A 17,330-nucleotide genomic window follows, 5' to 3' on the forward strand; every position below is an offset into this window, starting at 1 on the left:
CGTCATCTGAGACGTGACGCGCATCTCTTCACCGCCCCACGGCACCTCACGGACGCTAACCTCCCGCAGAGAGCGAAGATGTAAACAGTTGTTAAGGGGTGCCGCAGTGGCCAGGAAGCTCGCCGTCATCGGCGCCGGACTCATGGGGTCCGGTATCGCGCAGGTCTCGGCCCAGGCGGGCTGGGAGGTCGTGCTGCGTGATGTCACCGACGCGGCTCTGACCCGCGGCAGGGACGGCATCAAGGCCTCGTACGACAAGTTCGTCTCCAAGGGCAAGCTCGAAGCGGCCGACGCCGACGCGGCGTTGGCGCGCATCACCACCACCACCGACCTGGACGCCGTCGCCGATGCGGACATCGTCGTCGAAGCCGTCTTCGAGAAGCTCGAGGTCAAGCACGAGATCTTCCGTGCGCTCGACAAGCTCGTACGGGACGATGCGGTGCTCGCCTCCAACACCTCCGCCATCCCGATCACCAAGATCGCGGCCGTGACGGAGCGTCCGGAGCGCGTCGTCGGTGCGCACTTCTTCTCGCCCGTCCCGATGATGCAGCTGTGCGAGCTGGTGCGCGGCTACAAGACCAGTGACGAAACCCTCGCCATCACGCGGGAGTTCGCCGAGTCCGTCGGCAAGACCTGCATCGTCGTCAACCGCGACGTTGCCGGCTTTGTCACCACCCGTCTCATTTCGGCGCTGATCGTCGAGGCCGCCAAGCTGTACGAATCGGGCGTGGCGTCCGCCGAGGACATCGACATCGCCTGCAAGCTGGGCTTCGGCCACGCCATGGGGCCGCTCGCCACCGCCGACCTCACGGGCGTGGACATCCTGCTCCACGCCACCGGCAACATCTACACCGAGTCCCAGGACGAGAAGTTCGCGCCGCCGGAGCTGATGCGCCGGATGGTTGACGCGGGTGACATCGGACGCAAGAGCGGGCAGGGCTTCTACAAGCACTGACCCGCATCGACCGGTTTGGTGTCACCCTCCGGGGTGAATTCGGTATCGGTTCGCTCACAAGCAGCAACCGTCCTGCCCATGGGGCAGTCAGTTGTTGCAAGACAGAGAAGTCGGACAGACAGACACAGGCACACACCGCATCGAAGCACTCCCGGGGAGCGTATATGCACATCAGGGGCGACCACGCCGAGCTGGTCGTCGGGGGCCGCCTCGACGTCCGCAGCGCGGCGGACGCCCGTACGGTCCTGCACGCGGCCGTCGACGACGGAGTCGGCGACCTGGTGCTCGACCTGACTCATCTCGACTCCTGGGACGCCACCGGGCTCGGGGTCATCATGGGCGCCCACCGCAGGGCCGGCCGCTGCGGCCGGCGGCTGGTGCTGCGCGGCGTCCCGCCGCAGATGCAGAGACTGCTGGTCGCGACCCGGCTGCATCGCATTCTTGCGATCGAAGGCGGCATCGCGGCCGAATCGCTCCCCCGGGTGTGAACCGTACGACGCTCACAATCCTCACGAGACTGTGACGTCTTGGGCGGGGTGGCACCCCGCCGGTTCCGCGATACTGAGCGAAGGTCTAGGGTTCGGTCGCCTGCCGAATCGACAATCCCACACGGCGGGCACCGGACCGAAGCGACAGCTGGGCGTGCAGAAAGCCGGGAGGGGCATCCGCACGTGGCTCCGCCACCAGGAATAGAGATCTTGGCGGGGACGAAGCCAAGCGAAGCGCATCTGGGGGGCTTTGACCATGGACAACGACAGCTTCGGCGAGGACGCGGGACAGGCGCGCCCGCCGCGCGACGCCATGACTCCCGACTTCGGGCAGTCCGCTCCGGCGCTCGCCCGTACCGTCCAGCTCGTCTCGGGCGACTTCCTGCTCACCGTCAATCCGATCGACGGCAGTGAGATCGAACCCTGCCCGCCGGGCGAACAGCCCGCGCGGCCGGCCCGGCGCAGCGCCGCCGAGCGCGTCGAGCTGCTGCGCGCGGCGCAGCCGCCCGTACCGGCGGGTCCCGCCTCGCCCCGGCTCCCGCTGCTGGAGCGCGACGAGGAGCGGGAGCGGCTGGTACGGCTCCTGGGGCGCGGGCGCTCGGTGCGGCTCACCGGACCCGCGGGCTCCGGGCGCAGTGCCCTGCTCGACGCGGTCGCCGAGGAGTGCGCGGACCTCGCGCCCGACGGTGTCGTACGCCTCAGCGGCTACCACCGCACCCCCACCGAGCTGCTCTACGAGCTCTTCGCCATCGTCCACAGCGCCCCGCTGCACCGTCCCGACCGGGCCGGGCTGCTCGAAATCGTCCGCGACATCGGAGCGATCGTCGTCCTCGACGACCTCGAGTTCGGCGGAGCGTCCCTGGGCGAGCTGCTGGACGCCGCGCCCGAATGCGCCTTCCTCGTCGCTGCCACACCCGACGTCGCCGCGCCCTCCGCGGACTCGCACCTCGAAGAGGTCTTCCTCGCCGGGCTCGGCCGCAGCACCTCGCTGGACCTGCTCAAGCGCACCGTGGACCGGCCGCTCACCGAGGACGAGGCGAACTGGGCGGGCGACCTCTGGTTCGAGTCCGAGGGCCTGCCGCTGCGCTTCGTACAGGCCGGTGCACTGCTGCGGCAGTGCGACACCCTGCGTGCCGACCCGGAGACCTCCGAGGCGTACGCACCCTTCGACGCGGTCGAGGGCATCGACGTACCGCTGCCGACGCTGGGGGAGGGGGCCGCGCCCGCGGCACTGCTCGCCTCCCGGCTGGGCAAGTCCGCTCGTCAGACTCTGCGCATCGCCGTCGCGCTCGGCGGCGAGATCCCGCACCAGGCACACCTGCCGGCGCTCGTCGGGGACACCCACGCGGACGCCGCGCTCGGTGAGCTGATGAGCTGCGGACTGGTCTCCCCGGTCGGTACGCGCTACCGGCTGGCGGCCGGCGTCATGGCGCAGCTGACGGAGAAGGGCTACGCCCAGGACGCGCTCGCCCACGCCCACACCGCCGCCCAGCACTACGCCTGGTGGGCGGGACACCCCTCGGTCACCCCCGAGCGGGCGGTGGCCGAGTCGGACGCGGTCCTCGCGGCGCTCACCGCGCTCGTGCCGGGCCAGGAGGCCGGGCACCCCAGCGCGGCCGTGCTGCTGGCCCGCAGCGCCGCCCCTGCCCTCGCGGCGGGGCTGCACTGGGGCGCCTGGGAGCGTGCCCTGCGGGCGGGCTCCGAGGCGGCCCGGATAGCGGGCGAGGTCGCCGAAGAGGCGTACTTCCACCACGAGCTGGGCGTCCTGGCTCTCTGCCACGGCAACCTGGACCGGGCACGTGCCGAGCTGGAGGCCTCCATCGCCATGCGCGGGGCGCTCGCCGACAAGCGGGGCACCGTCGCGGGACGCAGGGCGCTGGCGCTCGTCGCGGACCGTGCGGGCGGCCCGCTGCTCGGCGGACGCAGTCCGGCGGGCGAGGAGGTGCCGGCCGCACGGTACGAGGAGTCGGCGTCGCCGCCCCGGGGCATTCCGGCAGCCGTGCCTCTGGTGGGGCTGGGATCCGGCCGGGCGGGAGGTCCGGTCCGTCCGGAGGAGGTCACGACGCTGGTGGCCGGGCAGAGCGCCGGTGGCGGCACCAAGTGGGGCCGCCGTCTCTCGGTGCTCGGCGGCGCCCGCCGCAACCTCGTCGCCGCGGGAGCGGGCGCGCTGCTCGCCGCGGTGCTCGGCACGGTGGTGACGCTCGGCGCGACCTCGGACCAGGAGGACCCGCCGGGCAGCAAGGTCAGGAACGGCCAGTCCGCGAACGAGGACGACGCCCAGGACGGCATGGACGCGGAGGAGCCGGCTGCCAACTCGTCCAACCACCCCGGCGGCCCCGGCGACGGAACCGAGGACCCGAAGGACCCGGGCTCGGTGACGCCGGGCGCCACCTCCTCGTCGGGCAACGCGTCCACGCCGGGCGGCGAACCGTCCTCCAGCGCGTCGACGCCGGACGGCAAGCCTTCGACGTCGGGCAAGCCCCCGACCAGGCCGACGACGAAGCCGCCCACGCCGACGAAGCCGCCCGCCACGACGTTCACGCCGCCGACGCCGTCCACCACGCCGCCCACCGCGACGCCTACGCCGACGCCGACGGGTACTCCCGCGGACTCCACCTCCGCGAGCGGCCCCGCGACGACCACCAGCGCCCCGATGACCAGCAGCAGCGCCCCCGGGTCCACCGGCTCCTCGGGCTCCACCACGGAGTCCTCACCGGTCATGTGACACAGGAGTGACGCAGTACGGCCCCGGGCAGCATCGCCGCCCGGGGCCGTACGCACACCTCGGCAGACTCAGAAGAGCCTGAGCTTGTCGTCCTCGATACCGCGCAGCGCGTTGTAGTCCAGCACCACGCAGCCGATCCCGCGGTCCGTCGCCAGCACCCGTGCCTGGGGCTTGATCTCCTGTGCGGCGAAGAGGCCCTTCACCGGAGCCAGGTGCGGATCGCGGTTCAGCAGCTCCAGATAGCGCGTGAGCTGCTCCACACCGTCGATCTCGCCGCGCCGCTTGATCTCCACGGCCACGGTCGCGCCGTCGGAGTCCCGGCACAGGATGTCCACCGGGCCGATGGCCGTGGGGTATTCGCGCCGGATCAGGCTGTAGCCCTCGCCCAGTGTCTCGATCCGGTCGGCGAGCAGCTCCTGGAGGTGCGCTTCCACGCCGTCCTTGATGAGACCGGGGTCCACGCCGAGCTCGTGCGACGAGTCATGGAGGATTTCCTCCATCGTAATGATCAGTTTCTCGCCCGCTTTGTTCACGACGGTCCACACGCTGCCGTCGCCCTCTTTGAGAGCGCAGGGAGGGGACATCCAGTTGAGCGGTTTGTACGCCCTGTCGTCGGCATGGATGGAGACGCTGCCGTCTGCCTTGACCAGGATCAGACGGGGGGCGGAGGGCAGGTGGGCGGTGAGCCGGCCCGCGTAGTCCACGGAGCAGCGGGCGATGACAAGACGCATGGTCGGCAACGCTACTCGACACAAGCAGTTGCGCGCGATTCGCCCCGGAAGCCCCCTTCGTTATTTGGCCGGTTGTGTTCCCAATCTCCTGGTGCCCTCCAGTCGGCGCACTTACCGTGGAAGCAGGAGGTCGTCGGTCGTGCACTCTGCGTCGTCGTACGTCGTTGGTATGCCGTCGTTCGTCGTCGCCTCCTTCCCTGCCCGTAAGGCTCCGGGTCCCGGGGCCGCGAGAGGAGAACCCATGTCGCTCGACGTCTCACCGGCGCTGTTGGAACAGGCCGAGCGAGGCGAGGTCGACGAAGCTGTCTTCGTCGACTGCGTCCGGACCTCCCTGCCCTTCGCATGGGAGATGATCAGCTCTCTGGTGGCTCAGCTGAAGGTGGACGGCGGCGACTTCGCCGACAACCAGACGCCCCCGCCGGACGAGCAGGCACGTGGTCAGCTGCTGCGCGCGCTCGCGAGTGACGCGATTCGCGGCGCGCTGCAACGGCACTTCGGGGTGCGACTGGCATTCCAGAACTGCCACCGCGTCGCGGTGTTCCCGCTGGACTCCTCGGTCGACGAGCGGCTCGCCCGCTTCACCTCCGTACGTGGCCAGCTGCTCAATCAGTCGCCCGAACTGCGCGACTGCTGAAGTCTTTTGCTGCCGCTCCGCATTGCGGGAGGTGCAACTGATGTCGGAGCGGCAGCGCCTCCGGTACGACCACGTACGACGAGTACGCCCCCGTACGACTCCGTACGCCGAGCGGGAGTCAGCCGAGCAGAGGCAGTACCTCTGTGCCCAGCCGCCGCACGTTCTCCTCGGTGGCCGCCAGATCGCCCGAGCCCTCTGCGAGCAGCGCGAAGCGTGTGACACCGGTACGTTCGGCCGTGGCCGCGATCCGGTCCGCGGCGAGCCGTGGCGGGCCCACCGGGTGCAGCCCGCACAGCAGTTCCGTGTAGGCCACGGGGTCCCGCATGGCGCGCTGCCGGCCGTCGACCGTCACATGGGCGTCCAGGCCCTGCTTGAGCCAGCCGGGCATCGCCTTCACCAGGGTCTCGGCGGCCTCGGCCCGGCGGTCGGCGATCTGGGCCACTCCGGCCGACACATGGCCGGGGTCCTCGACCTCCTCGGGCGGGCGGCCCGCGGCGAGCGCGTGCGTGCGCCACAGGGCGACCATCTCCGCCTTCTCCGCGTCCCCGCAGTGCATTCCGAGCAGCATCGGGAGCCCGCGTTCGGCGGCGAGCTTCACACTCTTCGAGGACGTACACGCGACGATGACCTCGGGGCCCTTGGGCGGGCCGTCGATCAGCTCGTCCGGCCGTGGCACGACCGGGACTTCACGGAAGGTGAATCGCTCCCCCCGGGCTGCGACACGGGGCTCGCGCAGCCAGCGCAGCAGCAGGTCAAGGGATTCGGTGAACCCCTTCTCGTACGCGTCGAGCCCCGCGCCGAACACCTCCAGGTCGACCCAGGGGCCGCCCCGGCCCAGGCCGAGCGAGAACCTCCCTCCGGAGGTGAGATGCAGCAGCGCCGCCTGCTCGCCGAGGGCCACGGGATGGGCGTTCGGCAGGACGCTCACCGCCGTGCCGACACGGATCCGGCGGGTGCGGCCGAGCAGCAGTGCGGCCAGTGTGATGGCCGACGGGCACACGCCGTACGGCACGAAATGATGCTCGGCCAGCCAGACCGAATCCAGACCGGATTCCTCCGCCACCTCGGCGGACCGCACCGCTCGGTGCAGCGCCTCCCCCTGCCCCTGGCCCGGGAATTGGGCGGCCAGTACAAAAGTTCCCACGCGCATCGCCTTCTGCCTCCTTGCGGCCGACGCGTCACTCCCCCTACCGGCAACAACGTCTGACACGTGCCATAGGCACGGCCAATCGTGAAGTTGTTGCGATTTTCCGGTAACTGCCCCCAGTGGGTGCCGCGGTCTCACGCAGTCCTGTACGTGTACCCCGGACTGCGGCCCGTAGGCTGGAGGGAGGAACTGTCCGGACTTGCCCCGTGAGGTGTCACGTGTCCCCGCGCCGCAACCGCCCCCGAGGCGGCGAGAACCCGACCGAGCGCACAGCAGAGCCGGGTGAGAGGTACGGCGGCTTCGGGAGGAGCGAGTCCTGGCAGGGCGAGGAATGGTCGGTGCGCCATGTCGCGGGTGCACGTGCCGCGGGCAAGAGGTATCGCTGCCCCGGCTGCGACCAGGAGATCCCGTCCGGGGTGCCGCATGTGGTGGTGTGGCCCGAGCACGGCGGGGTGGACGACCGCCGGCACTGGCACAAGGCGTGCTGGAACGCGAAGGACCGCCGCACCACGCGGGTGCAGCGGTCCCGTAACGCGCCCAGGTACTGAGGCGCGTCAGACGTCGCGCTTGCCGAGGGAGACGAACGCGCCCGCCATCGCGACCGCCGTCACCCCCAGCGCGAGCCACAGCGGATCCCAGCCCTCCGGGCCGGAATCGGTCACGGCGGTGTCGTAGAGCACGCCGATCTGGTTGGGGATCGAGTACTCGAAGAGGGCCTGCTGCAGATCCCGCAGCGACTCCGAGAACATGAACATGGCCAGCACCAGCGGGAGCAGCACGACACCGATCATGATGGTGATCGCGCCCGCCGAGTGGCGGATCAGCGTGCCGACGGCGAGCGAGAGCAGGCCGAGGGTCGCGACGTAGAGAGCGATGCCGATCGTCGCGCGGAACCACTCCTCGCCGGTGGACGGGCCCTGGTCCACGATCACGGTCTGCAGTCCGCCCACGAACGCGGTGATCACCGTGGTGAGGGTGAAGACGAGCAGGAAGAAGACGATCGCCTTGGCGATCAGCACGCGGGCGCGGCTGGGGCAGGCGGTCAGCGTGGTCCTGATCATCCCCGTGCCGTACTCGGACGCGATGGTCAGGACGCCCAGCGTGATCACGCAGATGGAGCCGAGCAGTACGCCGAAGAAGCCGAGGGAGAGGACCGACTGACCGGCCAGATCGGCGTCCGCGGCGGAGACGGCGACCGCCGAGAGCACGCCGATGCCGACCATCAGCACGATCATGACGCCGAGCGTCCACATCGTGGAGCGTACGGAACGGATCTTGGTCCACTCGGAGGCGAGGGCATCACCGAGATTGGCCCCGCGCACGGGAATCGGCGAGGAGTACGTGGCGGCGGGTGCGCCCTGCTGCTGGTAGGGGGTGGTCATCGGGCGTCCTCGGGCTTGGTCAGGTCGGCGGGGGCGGCGGCCGGGGGCACGACGGGCGGAGCAGCCGGAGCAGCCGCAGGCGCGGCGGGAGCTGCGGGAGCGCCCGCGTACGGATTCTGGCCGGGCTGGGGCGGCGTCTGGCCGGGCTGGGGCGGCGTCTGGCCGGGCTGGGGCGGCGGCGGGGCGTACCAGCCCTGCTGCGGCGCGACCTCGGGGATCTGCTGTTGCGGCGGGGCGTAGCCCATCGGCGGCTGCTGCATCAGACCCGACTTCTGGTCGACGGTCGAGCGGTAGTCGACCGCGCCCTGCGTCATCCGCATGTACGCCTCTTCCAGCGAGGCCTGGTGCGGCGAGAGCTCCCAGAGCCGTACGTCCGCGGCATGCGCCAGATCGCTGATCTGCGGCAGCTGCATCCCGGTGATCCGCAGTGCGCCGTCCGGCTCGGACATGACCTGCCCGCCGGCCTCGGTGATCGCGGCCGACAGCTTTTCGCGCTGCTGAGGATCGGTCTGCGGGGTACGCACCCGGGCGAAGTCCGCGGAGTTGTGCGAGATGAAGTCCTTGACGCTCATGTCCGCGAGCAGCTGCCCGCGCCCGATCACGATCAAGTGGTCGGCGGTGAGCGCCATTTCGCTCATCAGGTGGGAGGAGACGAAGACCGTACGGCCCTCGGAGGCCAGCTGCTTCATCAGATTGCGGACCCAGAGGATGCCCTCGGGGTCCAGGCCGTTGACCGGCTCGTCGAAGAGCAGCACCTGCGGGTCGCCGAGCAGTGCCGCCGCGATGCCGAGCCGCTGACCCATGCCGAGGGAGAAGCCCTTGGAGCGCTTCTTGGCGACCTCCTGCAGACCGACGACGCCCAGCACCTCGTCGACCCGGCGGGCCGGGATGCCGGACAGCTGCGCCAGCGAGAGCAGATGGTTGCGCGCGCTTCGGCCGCCGTGCACCGCCTTGGCGTCGAGCAGCGCACCGACCTGGCGGGGAGCGTTCGGGAGCTGACGGAAGCCACGGCCGCCGATGGTCACCTGGCCCTCGGTCGGCTGGTCGAGCCCGAGGATCATGCGCATCGTCGTCGACTTGCCGGCACCGTTGGGGCCCAGGAATCCGGTCACGGCCCCGGGCCGCACCTGGAAGGAAAGGTTGTACACGGCCGTCTTGGCGCCGTAGCGCTTTGTCAGGCCGACTGCCTCGATCATTCTCCAGCCCCATCGACTTTCGGGTCGTCGGGGCCCAGGCCATGTGGCCGTACGCCCCCGTAAGAGTTAGGAGGATAACTGGGACTTGACGGTTCCGGCCAAGCCGTAACGCTATGGCGTCGGTGGAAGGGAGTCGCCGAGCGGCGGCAGATCGTCGTAGGGCCGCAGCTCGGCGTCGTCGTCGAGGTACGGAAGGAAGTCGGTCTTCGGCAGCACCCAGCTCTCCTCACCGAAGATCTGGGTGCCCCGTTCGCGCAGTGCCCGGTCGGCGCCCGCCTTCCTCACCCAGGCCGCCGGATCGGGGCCCAGCAGCCGGTGCAGCCGGGGGGAGGCGTCCAGCAGGGCCGCGAGCAGGGCGGACTGGTCGCCGCCGCCGGGGCGGGGAGTGCCGTCGGGGCCCGCGAGGACGCCGTACGCGCTGAGGTAGATGTACGCGCCGCCCAGCCGTTCCCCCGACGGCATCGTCATCGGGAACTCGTCGCCCGGGAGTATCGCCCGCCGGTTGTTGGGGAACTCCGTGTCGTCGACGGCCGTGAGCTGGGTGGCATCCAGCCAGGAGACGACGAGGACCGTCTGCGCGTCCCGGTCGGCGTACGGCGTGGCCGCGACATAGCCGGCCGGGCTGATGTGGCCCGAGCAGCCGATCCCGATACCGCCCACGCGTACCGGCACCATCGGGACGGTCACCGGGATGCCGCGGCGGGCGATTTTGTGGCTGACCTGGCCCGGCGAGGCGTTGGAGCCGACCGCGATCACCGGATGGCGGTGGCCCGTCCCGACCTGGCCGCGGTCAAAGAGCACTTCGTCGAGCCGCTGCTGCTGCGCCTGCTCCTCGACGTACCAGTCGCCGAGCCGCAGCGGGCGGACGTGGAGCGGCAGCAGTTCGTCGCCGACGAGCAGCGAGGGCTCGGTGGTGGGCAGGCCCGGATAGATCAGCGGCTGCCGGGCCGGGACGCCGTCCAGGCCCAGCGCTTCAAGGCTTCGGTCCTTCATGGCGCACGCCCCTCCGGGCCGGTCGCGCGTACAGGGAAGCCCGGTCCGGTCCTTGAACGGCTGGACCGGGGACGGAGTCCGGCAGAGCTGCTGCCCGACGAGGGGAAGCCGTGGAACCCGTCTCCTACGCGTCCCGCTTCTTGAGTACCAGATAGCCGCCGAGCAGCGCCAGGACCACCCAGATGACCATGATCCCGAGTCCGCCCCACGGGCCGTACGGAGCCTCGTCACTGCCCAGTGCGGTCGGGACCACCTGCATGATCTTGGAGCCGGCCTGGTCGGGGAAGTACTGCGCGACCGTCTTCGCCTTCGGTACGGACGCCAGGATCTGCGAGACCAGGAAGAAGAACGGCATCAGGATGCCCAGCGACAGCATCGAGCTGCGCAGCATCGTCGCCACGCCCATCGAGAACAGCGCGATCAGGCCCATGTAGAGCCCGCCGCCGATGACGGCGCGCAGCACGTTGTCCGCGCCGATCGTCGTGCGGTGCTCGCCCAGCAGCGCCTGGCCGAGGAAGAAGGAGAGGAAACTGGTCGCAAAACCGACCACCAGCGCCAGCACCGTGGCCACCGTGATCTTGCTGAACATGAAGGTGGCACGCTGCGGTACGGCGGCGAGCGAGGTGCGGATCATGCCGGAGCTGTACTCCGTGCCGACCACCAGCACCCCGAAGACCACCATCGCGAGCTGCCCCAGGATCATCCCGGAGAAGCTGACGAAGGTCGGGTCGAAGGTGAGCCGCTCCACCTCCGACAGATCGTCGAACGTCGCCTTCAGCAGCGCGCTCAACGCGGCGCCCAGTGCGACGGTGACGACGAACGCGCTCACCAGCGTCCAGGTGGTCGAGGACACCGTACGGATCTTGGTCCACTCGGACTGGAGGACGGCGGGTACCGAGGCCATGGGTCAGGCTCCCTTGTTGCTCTGGTAGCTCTGGCCCCACTGGGGACCCGGTGGCTGGACCGGCGGCGACGCCTCGCCCGCCGAGTGCGCGTGGTACTCCACCGAGCCTGCCGTCATCTGCATGAACGCCTCCTCCAGCGAGGCGCGCTGGGAGCTCAGTTCATGCAGGACGAGCTGATGCTCGGCGGCCAGCTCACCGAGTTGCTCGGAGGTGGCACCGTCGACCTCCAGCGTGCCGTTGCCCGCCTCGACGGGGAGGAAGCCCGACCGGTGCAGCACATCGCGCAGCCGCTCCTGCTGAGGTGAGCGAAGCCGTACGAAACTGCGGGAGTTCTCCTGGATGAAATCGGCCATCGAGGTGTCGGCCAGAAGTCGCCCCTGCCCGATCACGATCAAGTGATCGGCGGTCAGCGCCATTTCGCTCATCAGATGCGAAGAGACGAAGATCGTGCGCCCTTGTGATGCGAGAGTCTTCATAAGATTGCGGATCCAGTGAATTCCCTCGGGGTCCAGACCATTGACGGGCTCGTCGAACATCAAGATTTCCGGATCGCCGAGCAGTGCGGAGGCGATTCCGAGCCGTTGGCCCATACCGAGCGAAAAACCTTTCACCTTCTTCCTCGCCACCGGGGTCAGCCCCACCGTGTCCAGGACCTCCGAGACCCGGGAGGCGGGGATGCGGTTGGCCTGGGCGAGACAGAGGAGGTTGTTGTACGCGCTCCGCCCGCCGTGCATCGCCTTGGCGTCCAGCAGCGCACCCATGTACTTCAGCGGTTCCTCGAGGTCGCGGTAGTGCTTGCCGTCGATCCTGACCGTGCCGCTTGTCGGGTTGTCGAGATCGAGCAGCATGCGCATCGTCGTCGACTTGCCGGCGCCGTTCGGTCCGAGGAAGCCGGTCACCACACCGGGCCGCACCTGAAAGGAGAGATGGTCGACCGCGGTCTTGGTGCCGAAGCGCTTGGTAAGGCCCTCGAGCTCGATCATGCGGCCACGCTAAGGGGGACCTCCAGCCTCCGCCACCCGTACGGCAGGCACTTTCCTCCGAGCGTGCGCGTACGCACGAGTGCCCGGCGCCGCAAGGGCACCGGGCACTCGAAGACGTACAGGTGCTACCGCACCGCAGGTCCCACTAGCGGGACTGCTGGGCCGGGACACCGCGGGAGATCGGCTCGTCGTCGGCGGGGGTGCCGGCCGCGGCCACGGCCGCACCGGTCAGCGTGGCCAGCATCTCGCGGACGTTGGTCAGCTGGGCGTTGATCGAGTCGCGGCGGTTGGTGAGCGCCGCCAGCTCGCGCTCCGATTCGCTGCGGATCCGGTCGGCCTTGGCGTTCGCGTCGGCCACGATGTCCTCGGCCTGGCGCTGCGCCGTCTCCACCGTCTGACGGGCCCGGCGCTCCGCGTCCGTACGCAGCTTCTCGGCCTCCAGACGAAGCTGCTCGGCGCGGTGCTCGATCTCCGCCAGGCGCTTCTCCGCCTTCGCCTGACGCGAAGCCAGGTCGCGCTCCGACTGCTCACGGCGCTTGGCGAGGTTCGTCTCGAAGTCCGCGGCGGCCTGGGCGGCCTTGGCACGGGTCTCCTCGAAGAGTGCGTCCGCCTCCTCGCGCTTGGACTGCGCGTCCTTCTGCGCCTCGCTGCGCAGTGTAGAGGCCTCGCCCTTCGCCTTCTCGACGATACGGACGCCCTCGTCCTCCGCCTTCGACTTGCGCTCGGCGGCGAACGACTCGGCGTCGTTGCGCACCTGCTGGGCGGCGGACTCGGCGAGCTCACGGTGCTGCTCGGCCGCGCGACGGGCCTCCTCGCGAAGGTCCTTCGCCTCCTCCTCGGCGAGGCGGAGGATCTTCTCGACGCGCGCACCGAGACCGGCGTACGACGGCTCCGCGTCGTTGACCTGGGCCTGGGCGTTCTGCGTCTCGAGGTGGAGTTCCTCGATGCGCTTTTCCAGAGAGGTGATTCGGGCCAGGGCACTGTCACGGTCGGCGACGAGTTTGGTAATGCGGTCGTCCACCTGACCGCGGTCGTAACCACGCCGCACGAGCTCGAAGCCGAAGGGGGAGGATGTGTCGCTCATGGGGTTCCTGTCGAATGAGACCGGTGAGGTGATAGGGAGAATCCTAGGGGCCGAAGCGGCGTGTCACCGTGTGGATGCCCGTTTGATCTGGAGAATGTCCAGCCTTTTGAGTGGCTAGCTCTCGGATGACTTGCCACTCGAACGTGTAACCCCCGCACTTGCGCCTGCTCTGACGCCTCCGTCCTTCCCACCCGACGGCGCTTCAAAAGACTCCAACGCCTCAAGTACGTCCTGGACACGAGAGATCTCCGCCTGGATGTCCTCGCGGCGGCGCACCAGCACATCGAGCTCGCGCTTGCCCTCCGTGACCATACGCTCGGCCTCTTCCTCCGCCTCCGCCTTGATCCGCTCGGCCTCCCGGACCAGCTCGGCCTTCTTCTGCTCGGCCTCCTTCAGGAGCCCCTCGGCCTTGCGCACCGCCGCGATCCGGACCTTGCCGGCCTCCGAATTGGCGTCGGACAGGAGCTCCTTGGCCTTCGCCTCGGCCTCGGCCTGCTGCTCGGTGGCGGTCTTCAGGAGATGGTCGACCCGCTCGCCGGCCGACTTCATCTGCTCGGAGGTCTCCCGGCGGGCCCGCTCGTGCAGCTCCTCGACCTCGGACTCGACACGGGTCCGCAGCTCCTCGCTGCGTTCCCTGACGGCGGTGGCGTCCCGGCGCGCGCCGACCAGCAGCTCATCGGCGTCCGTACGGGACTTCTCCACCAGGGAGTTGCCCTCGACCGTAGCCTCGCCGACCAGCCGGTCGGCCTCCTTGCGGGCAGCGCCCACCATCAGGTCGGCCTGCTCCTCGGCCTCGGTGGCTGCGCGCAGCGCCTCCTCCTGTGCCTTGTTGATGAGCTGGTCGGCCTGCTCGGCGGCGTCCGCACGGCGCTTGGCCGCGGCCTCGCGCGCCTCGTCGACCGCCCGGTCCGCCTCTTGCCTGGCCTCCGTACGCATCAGCTCGACCGCGGCCTCCGCGTCCGCCTTGGCCCTCTGGGCCTCGGACTTGATGCGCTCGGCGGCCTGCTGGGCGGAACCCACCGTGTCGGCGGCCTCGGCGCGCAGCCGCTCGGCCTCGCTGCTCGCCTCGGAGATGAGCTCGTCGGCCTGACCGGCGGCATCCGCCCGGCGCTTGTCGGCGGCCTCGCGGGCCTCGTCGAGAATGTGCTCGCCCTCGGCACGGATCCCGGCGTGCAACCGCTCGGCCTCGGCCTCGGCGTCCGCCTTGATCTGCTCGGCCTCCTGCAGCAGACGGGCCGCGCCCGTCTCCGCGGCGGACAGGGCCTCGGCCGCGTCGCTGCGCAGCCGCTCGCTCTCGCTCGTCGCCTCGCCGATGAGCAGATCGGCCTGGGCGGCGGCGTCGGAACGCATGCGGTTGGCGTCCTCGCGTGCCTCCGCACGGGCGCGCGAGGCGTCCTGCTCGGCGGCGGCGAGGGAGTCCGACACCTCGGTACGGACCCGCTGCGTGTACTCCGCGGTGTCGGCGCGCAGCCGGTCCGACTCGGTGATCGCGTCCGAGACGGTCCGCTCGGCGAGCGCGTTCGCGGCCTCGGTCTCCTCGTGGGCCCTGGCCCGCAGTCGCCCGGCGTCCTCGGTGGCCCGCTCCCGCTCGGCGTACGCATCGGCGCGGACCCGGTCCGCCTCCTCCTGCGCCTCGGTCCTGGTGCGGTCCGCGGAGTGCTCGGCGGCGGAGCGCAGCCCGGCGATCTCCTGCTCGGCCTGTTCCTGGAGACCGGAGACGGAGTCCCGTACCTGCTGGGCGGTCTGCTCGGCGGCGGAGACCATCTCGGTGGCGCGCCGGTCGGCCTCCTCGACCAGCCGTTGCGCCTCGGTCTGCGCCTCCTCGACGCGCTTGCGGGCGGAGGCGAGGAGCTCCTCGCTCTGCTCGCGGGCCCGCTCGCGCTCCTGATTCGCCTCGCTGCGCGCGGAGTCGAGGATCTCCTCGGCCTCGCGACGACGGCGGTTCGCCTCCTCCTGGGCGGCGGCGAGTGCCTCGGCTGCCTCGGCGGCCACCCGCTCGGCGGCGGCCGCGGCCTCCGCCCGCACCCGGTCGGCGGTCTCCTGTGCCTCGGACTTCAGGCGTTCCGCCTCGGCGGCGGCATCGCTGCGCAGCCGTACCGCGACGTTCTCGGCCTCGGCGCGGGTGGTCGAGGCGTCGGCGGCGGCATCGTCGCGCAGCCGCTCGGCCTCCTGCTCGGCCTGTGCCTGGAGTGTACGGATCCGCTCGGCGGCCTCACTGCGCAGCCGCTCGGTCTCCTCGGCTGCCTCGCGGCGGATCCGCTCGCCCTCGCCGCGGGAGTCGGACAGGCCCTGCTCGGCGGCGGCGAGGCGCGACTCGGCCTCGGTGTGCAGCCGGGTCAGTTCCTCGGCGGCCTCGCCCTGGCGGGCCGCGATGCCGCGCTCGGTCTCCTCGCGCAGCTCCTCGGCGGCCTGCTCGGCGGCGGACTTCACGCCCTCCGCCTGCTCCTCGGCCTCGCCGCGCAGCCGCTCCGCCTCGGCGCGGGTGCGCTCCAGCGTCTCCTCGGCCTGCTTGCGCAGGGTGGTGGCCCGCTCGATCGCTTCCGTACGGACGCGCTGGCTCTCGGTGGTGGCGCCGGCCCGCAGCTCGTCCGCGTCGGTCCGCGCCTTGGTCAGCAGCTCCTCGGCGGTGCGGGCCGCCTCCTCGATCTGCTGGACGGCCTCACGACGCGCCTCGCCGCGGATGCGCTCGCCCTCGGCGACCGCCTCGGCGCGCAGCTGCTCGGCCTCGCCGCGCAGCCGGCGCGCCTCCTCCTGCAGCTCGACGGTCTTGGCGCGGTACTCCTTGGTGTCGTCCTTGGCCGCGCCCTTGAGCTGGTCGGCCTGCTCGGCGGCCTCGCCGCGCAGCCGGTCCGCCTCGGCCTCCGCCTCGCGGCGGATCCGGTCGGCCTCCTCGCTCGCCGCGCGGGTGGTGGCCCTGGCGTCGTCGGACGCCTTGGTCAGTACTTCCTCGGCGGTACGGGCCGCCTTGGCGAGATGTGCCGCGGAGTCCTCGGCCGCGACCGTCTTGGCCTTCTCCCCGGCCTCCGCGACCAGCTTCTCCGCTTCGGCAATCGCCTCGCGGAGCTTCTCGTCGGCCTCCGCCTTGACGGCCTCGGACTCCTTGGTGGCCTCGCCGACCAGCCGGGCGATCTCCGCCTTGGCCGTACGGGTGCGCTGCTCGTTGACGGACTCGGCGGACGCCAGCTGCTTGGCCGCCGAGTCCTTGGCCTCGGTGAGGACCTTCTCGGACTCCGCGCGGGCCTCGCGCAGCTTCTCTTCCGCCTCCTGGATCCGCTGCTCGGCGGCGCGGCTCAGCTCGGCGGCCTGCTGGCGGGCCTGGTCGGACTCGGCGCTGGTCGACGAGCGCAGCTGCTCGGCGTGGCTGGTGGCCTCCTGCGCCTGGTTGGAGGCGGCGTTCAGGAGGCGCTCGGCGTCCCTGCGGGCGCGCAGCAGGATCGCCTCGGCCTCGGTGCGGGCGGCCTCCGACTCGGAACCCAGCCGCTGGCGGGCCTCCTCGGCAACCCGGGTCGCCTCGGCGCGGGCCGCGGCCAGCGACTGCTCGGCCTCGGCGCGGGACTCCTCGAGCAGCCGGCGGGCCTGCGCCTCGGTGCGGGCGCGCAGCTGCTCTGCCCAGGCGACGTTCTCGTTGACGTGCGACTCGACGGTCTGCCGGCGCTCGGCCAGCTCCTGGTCCAGACGCTGGCGCCGCTGATTGGCCTCGGTGTGCAGCTCGGCCTGCAGGCGCGCCTGGTGCTCGGCGTGCTCCTGGAGGATGCGCTGCGTCTGCGCGCGGGCGTCGCGCAGCTCGCGCTCGGCGTCCGAGCGCAGCTGGTCGGCCTGGACCTGGGCGTTACGGAGCAGCTGTTCGGCCTGGTAGCCGATGTCGGCGCTGTCGTAAGCAGGACGGGTGGCGAGGTTGCGGCGCGCCTCATGGAGCTTGGCGCGCAATACCTCGACCTGATAGCCGAGGTCCTCGGCATGCTGGACGGCCTTCTCCCGCGCGGTCTTCAGCCGGTCCATCTCGGCTTCGAACCGCGAGAGGTGGTCGTCGTCAGCTCGGTGGCTCTCCTGGCGTTCGTAGCCCCGCACTGCGCGGTCCCATCCGTCCCCTGGTCGCAACTGTCTCCA

14 protein-coding genes are annotated in these 17,330 nt (G+C 70.9%); 5 read left to right on the forward strand and 9 right to left on the reverse strand.

What is annotated here, in order from left to right:
- The first annotated feature begins 106 nt into the window (after window positions 1–106).
- From OG883_RS05780 to OG883_RS05790, 3 genes are all read left to right on the forward strand, one after another.
- On the forward strand, window positions 107–955 hold the full coding sequence (locus OG883_RS05780; RefSeq protein ID WP_266535852.1) for a 3-hydroxyacyl-CoA dehydrogenase family protein: 849 nt from the start codon (window positions 107–109) through the stop codon (window positions 953–955).
- Between the two features lie 164 nt (window positions 956–1,119).
- Window positions 1,120–1,443: an STAS domain-containing protein gene (locus tag OG883_RS05785; RefSeq protein WP_266535855.1), complete on the forward strand. Its 324-nt coding sequence runs from the start codon at window positions 1,120–1,122 to the stop codon at window positions 1,441–1,443.
- A 256-nt stretch (window positions 1,444–1,699) separates the two neighbouring features.
- Window positions 1,700–4,168 (forward strand): ATP-binding protein, encoded by a 2,469-nt coding sequence (locus OG883_RS05790; RefSeq protein ID WP_266535858.1) that lies wholly within the window; start codon window positions 1,700–1,702, stop codon window positions 4,166–4,168.
- 68 nt (window positions 4,169–4,236) lie between these two features.
- Here OG883_RS05790 and nucS read toward each other — a convergent pair whose 3' ends face one another.
- Window positions 4,237–4,899, reverse strand: a complete 663-nt coding sequence (gene nucS / locus OG883_RS05795; protein ID WP_266535861.1) for an endonuclease NucS — start codon at window positions 4,897–4,899, stop codon at window positions 4,237–4,239.
- 241 nt (window positions 4,900–5,140) lie between these two features.
- Between nucS and OG883_RS05800 the strand changes: the two genes are divergently transcribed.
- Window positions 5,141–5,533, forward strand: a complete 393-nt coding sequence (locus tag OG883_RS05800; RefSeq protein WP_266535864.1) for an SCO5389 family protein — start codon at window positions 5,141–5,143, stop codon at window positions 5,531–5,533.
- Window positions 5,534–5,651: 118 nt separating this feature from the next.
- On the opposite strand, the gene OG883_RS05805 is transcribed toward OG883_RS05800, so the two are convergent.
- A complete protein-coding gene (locus OG883_RS05805) occupies window positions 5,652–6,683 on the reverse strand; it encodes an LLM class flavin-dependent oxidoreductase (RefSeq protein WP_266535867.1) in 1,032 nt (343 codons plus the stop codon).
- A 215-nt stretch (window positions 6,684–6,898) separates the two neighbouring features.
- Here OG883_RS05805 and OG883_RS05810 point away from each other — a divergent pair, with 215 nt between their 5' ends.
- The gene (locus OG883_RS05810) at window positions 6,899–7,228 is read left to right on the forward strand and encodes an ATP/GTP-binding protein (protein ID WP_266535870.1); all 330 of its coding nucleotides are present in this window, start codon (window positions 6,899–6,901) and stop codon (window positions 7,226–7,228) included.
- A gap of 6 nt (window positions 7,229–7,234) precedes the next feature.
- Here the strand turns inward: OG883_RS05810 and OG883_RS05815 are convergent, their stop codons facing one another.
- The 7 genes from OG883_RS05815 to scy form a co-directional block, all read right to left on the reverse strand.
- Window positions 7,235–8,062: an ABC transporter permease subunit gene (locus OG883_RS05815; protein WP_266535873.1), complete on the reverse strand. Its 828-nt coding sequence runs from the start codon at window positions 8,060–8,062 to the stop codon at window positions 7,235–7,237.
- Window positions 8,059–9,258 carry an ABC transporter ATP-binding protein gene (locus tag OG883_RS05820; RefSeq protein WP_266535876.1) on the reverse strand — a complete coding sequence of 400 codons (1,200 nt, stop codon included), beginning with the start codon at window positions 9,256–9,258 and terminating at the stop codon, window positions 8,059–8,061. The genes OG883_RS05815 and OG883_RS05820 overlap by 4 nt, the downstream gene beginning before the upstream one ends.
- Before the next feature lie 111 nt (window positions 9,259–9,369).
- Window positions 9,370–10,251 (reverse strand): hypothetical protein, encoded by an 882-nt coding sequence (locus OG883_RS05825; RefSeq protein WP_266535880.1) that lies wholly within the window; start codon window positions 10,249–10,251, stop codon window positions 9,370–9,372.
- 124 nt (window positions 10,252–10,375) lie between these two features.
- On the reverse strand, window positions 10,376–11,155 hold the full coding sequence (locus OG883_RS05830) for an ABC transporter permease (protein ID WP_266535883.1): 780 nt from the start codon (window positions 11,153–11,155) through the stop codon (window positions 10,376–10,378).
- A 3-nt stretch (window positions 11,156–11,158) separates the two neighbouring features.
- Window positions 11,159–12,139, reverse strand: a complete 981-nt coding sequence (locus tag OG883_RS05835) for an ABC transporter ATP-binding protein (protein ID WP_266535886.1) — start codon at window positions 12,137–12,139, stop codon at window positions 11,159–11,161.
- Between the two features lie 145 nt (window positions 12,140–12,284).
- On the reverse strand, window positions 12,285–13,223 hold the full coding sequence (locus OG883_RS05840; protein WP_266535889.1) for a cellulose-binding protein: 939 nt from the start codon (window positions 13,221–13,223) through the stop codon (window positions 12,285–12,287).
- 114 nt (window positions 13,224–13,337) lie between these two features.
- The gene (gene scy, locus OG883_RS05845; RefSeq protein ID WP_266535895.1) at window positions 13,338–17,291 is read right to left on the reverse strand and encodes a polarized growth protein Scy; all 3,954 of its coding nucleotides are present in this window, start codon (window positions 17,289–17,291) and stop codon (window positions 13,338–13,340) included.
- Window positions 17,292–17,330 lie beyond the last annotated feature (39 nt).

It is taken from the genome of Streptomyces sp. NBC_01142, from assembly GCF_026341125.1.
Classification (GTDB): Bacteria; Actinomycetota; Actinomycetes; order Streptomycetales; family Streptomycetaceae; genus Streptomyces.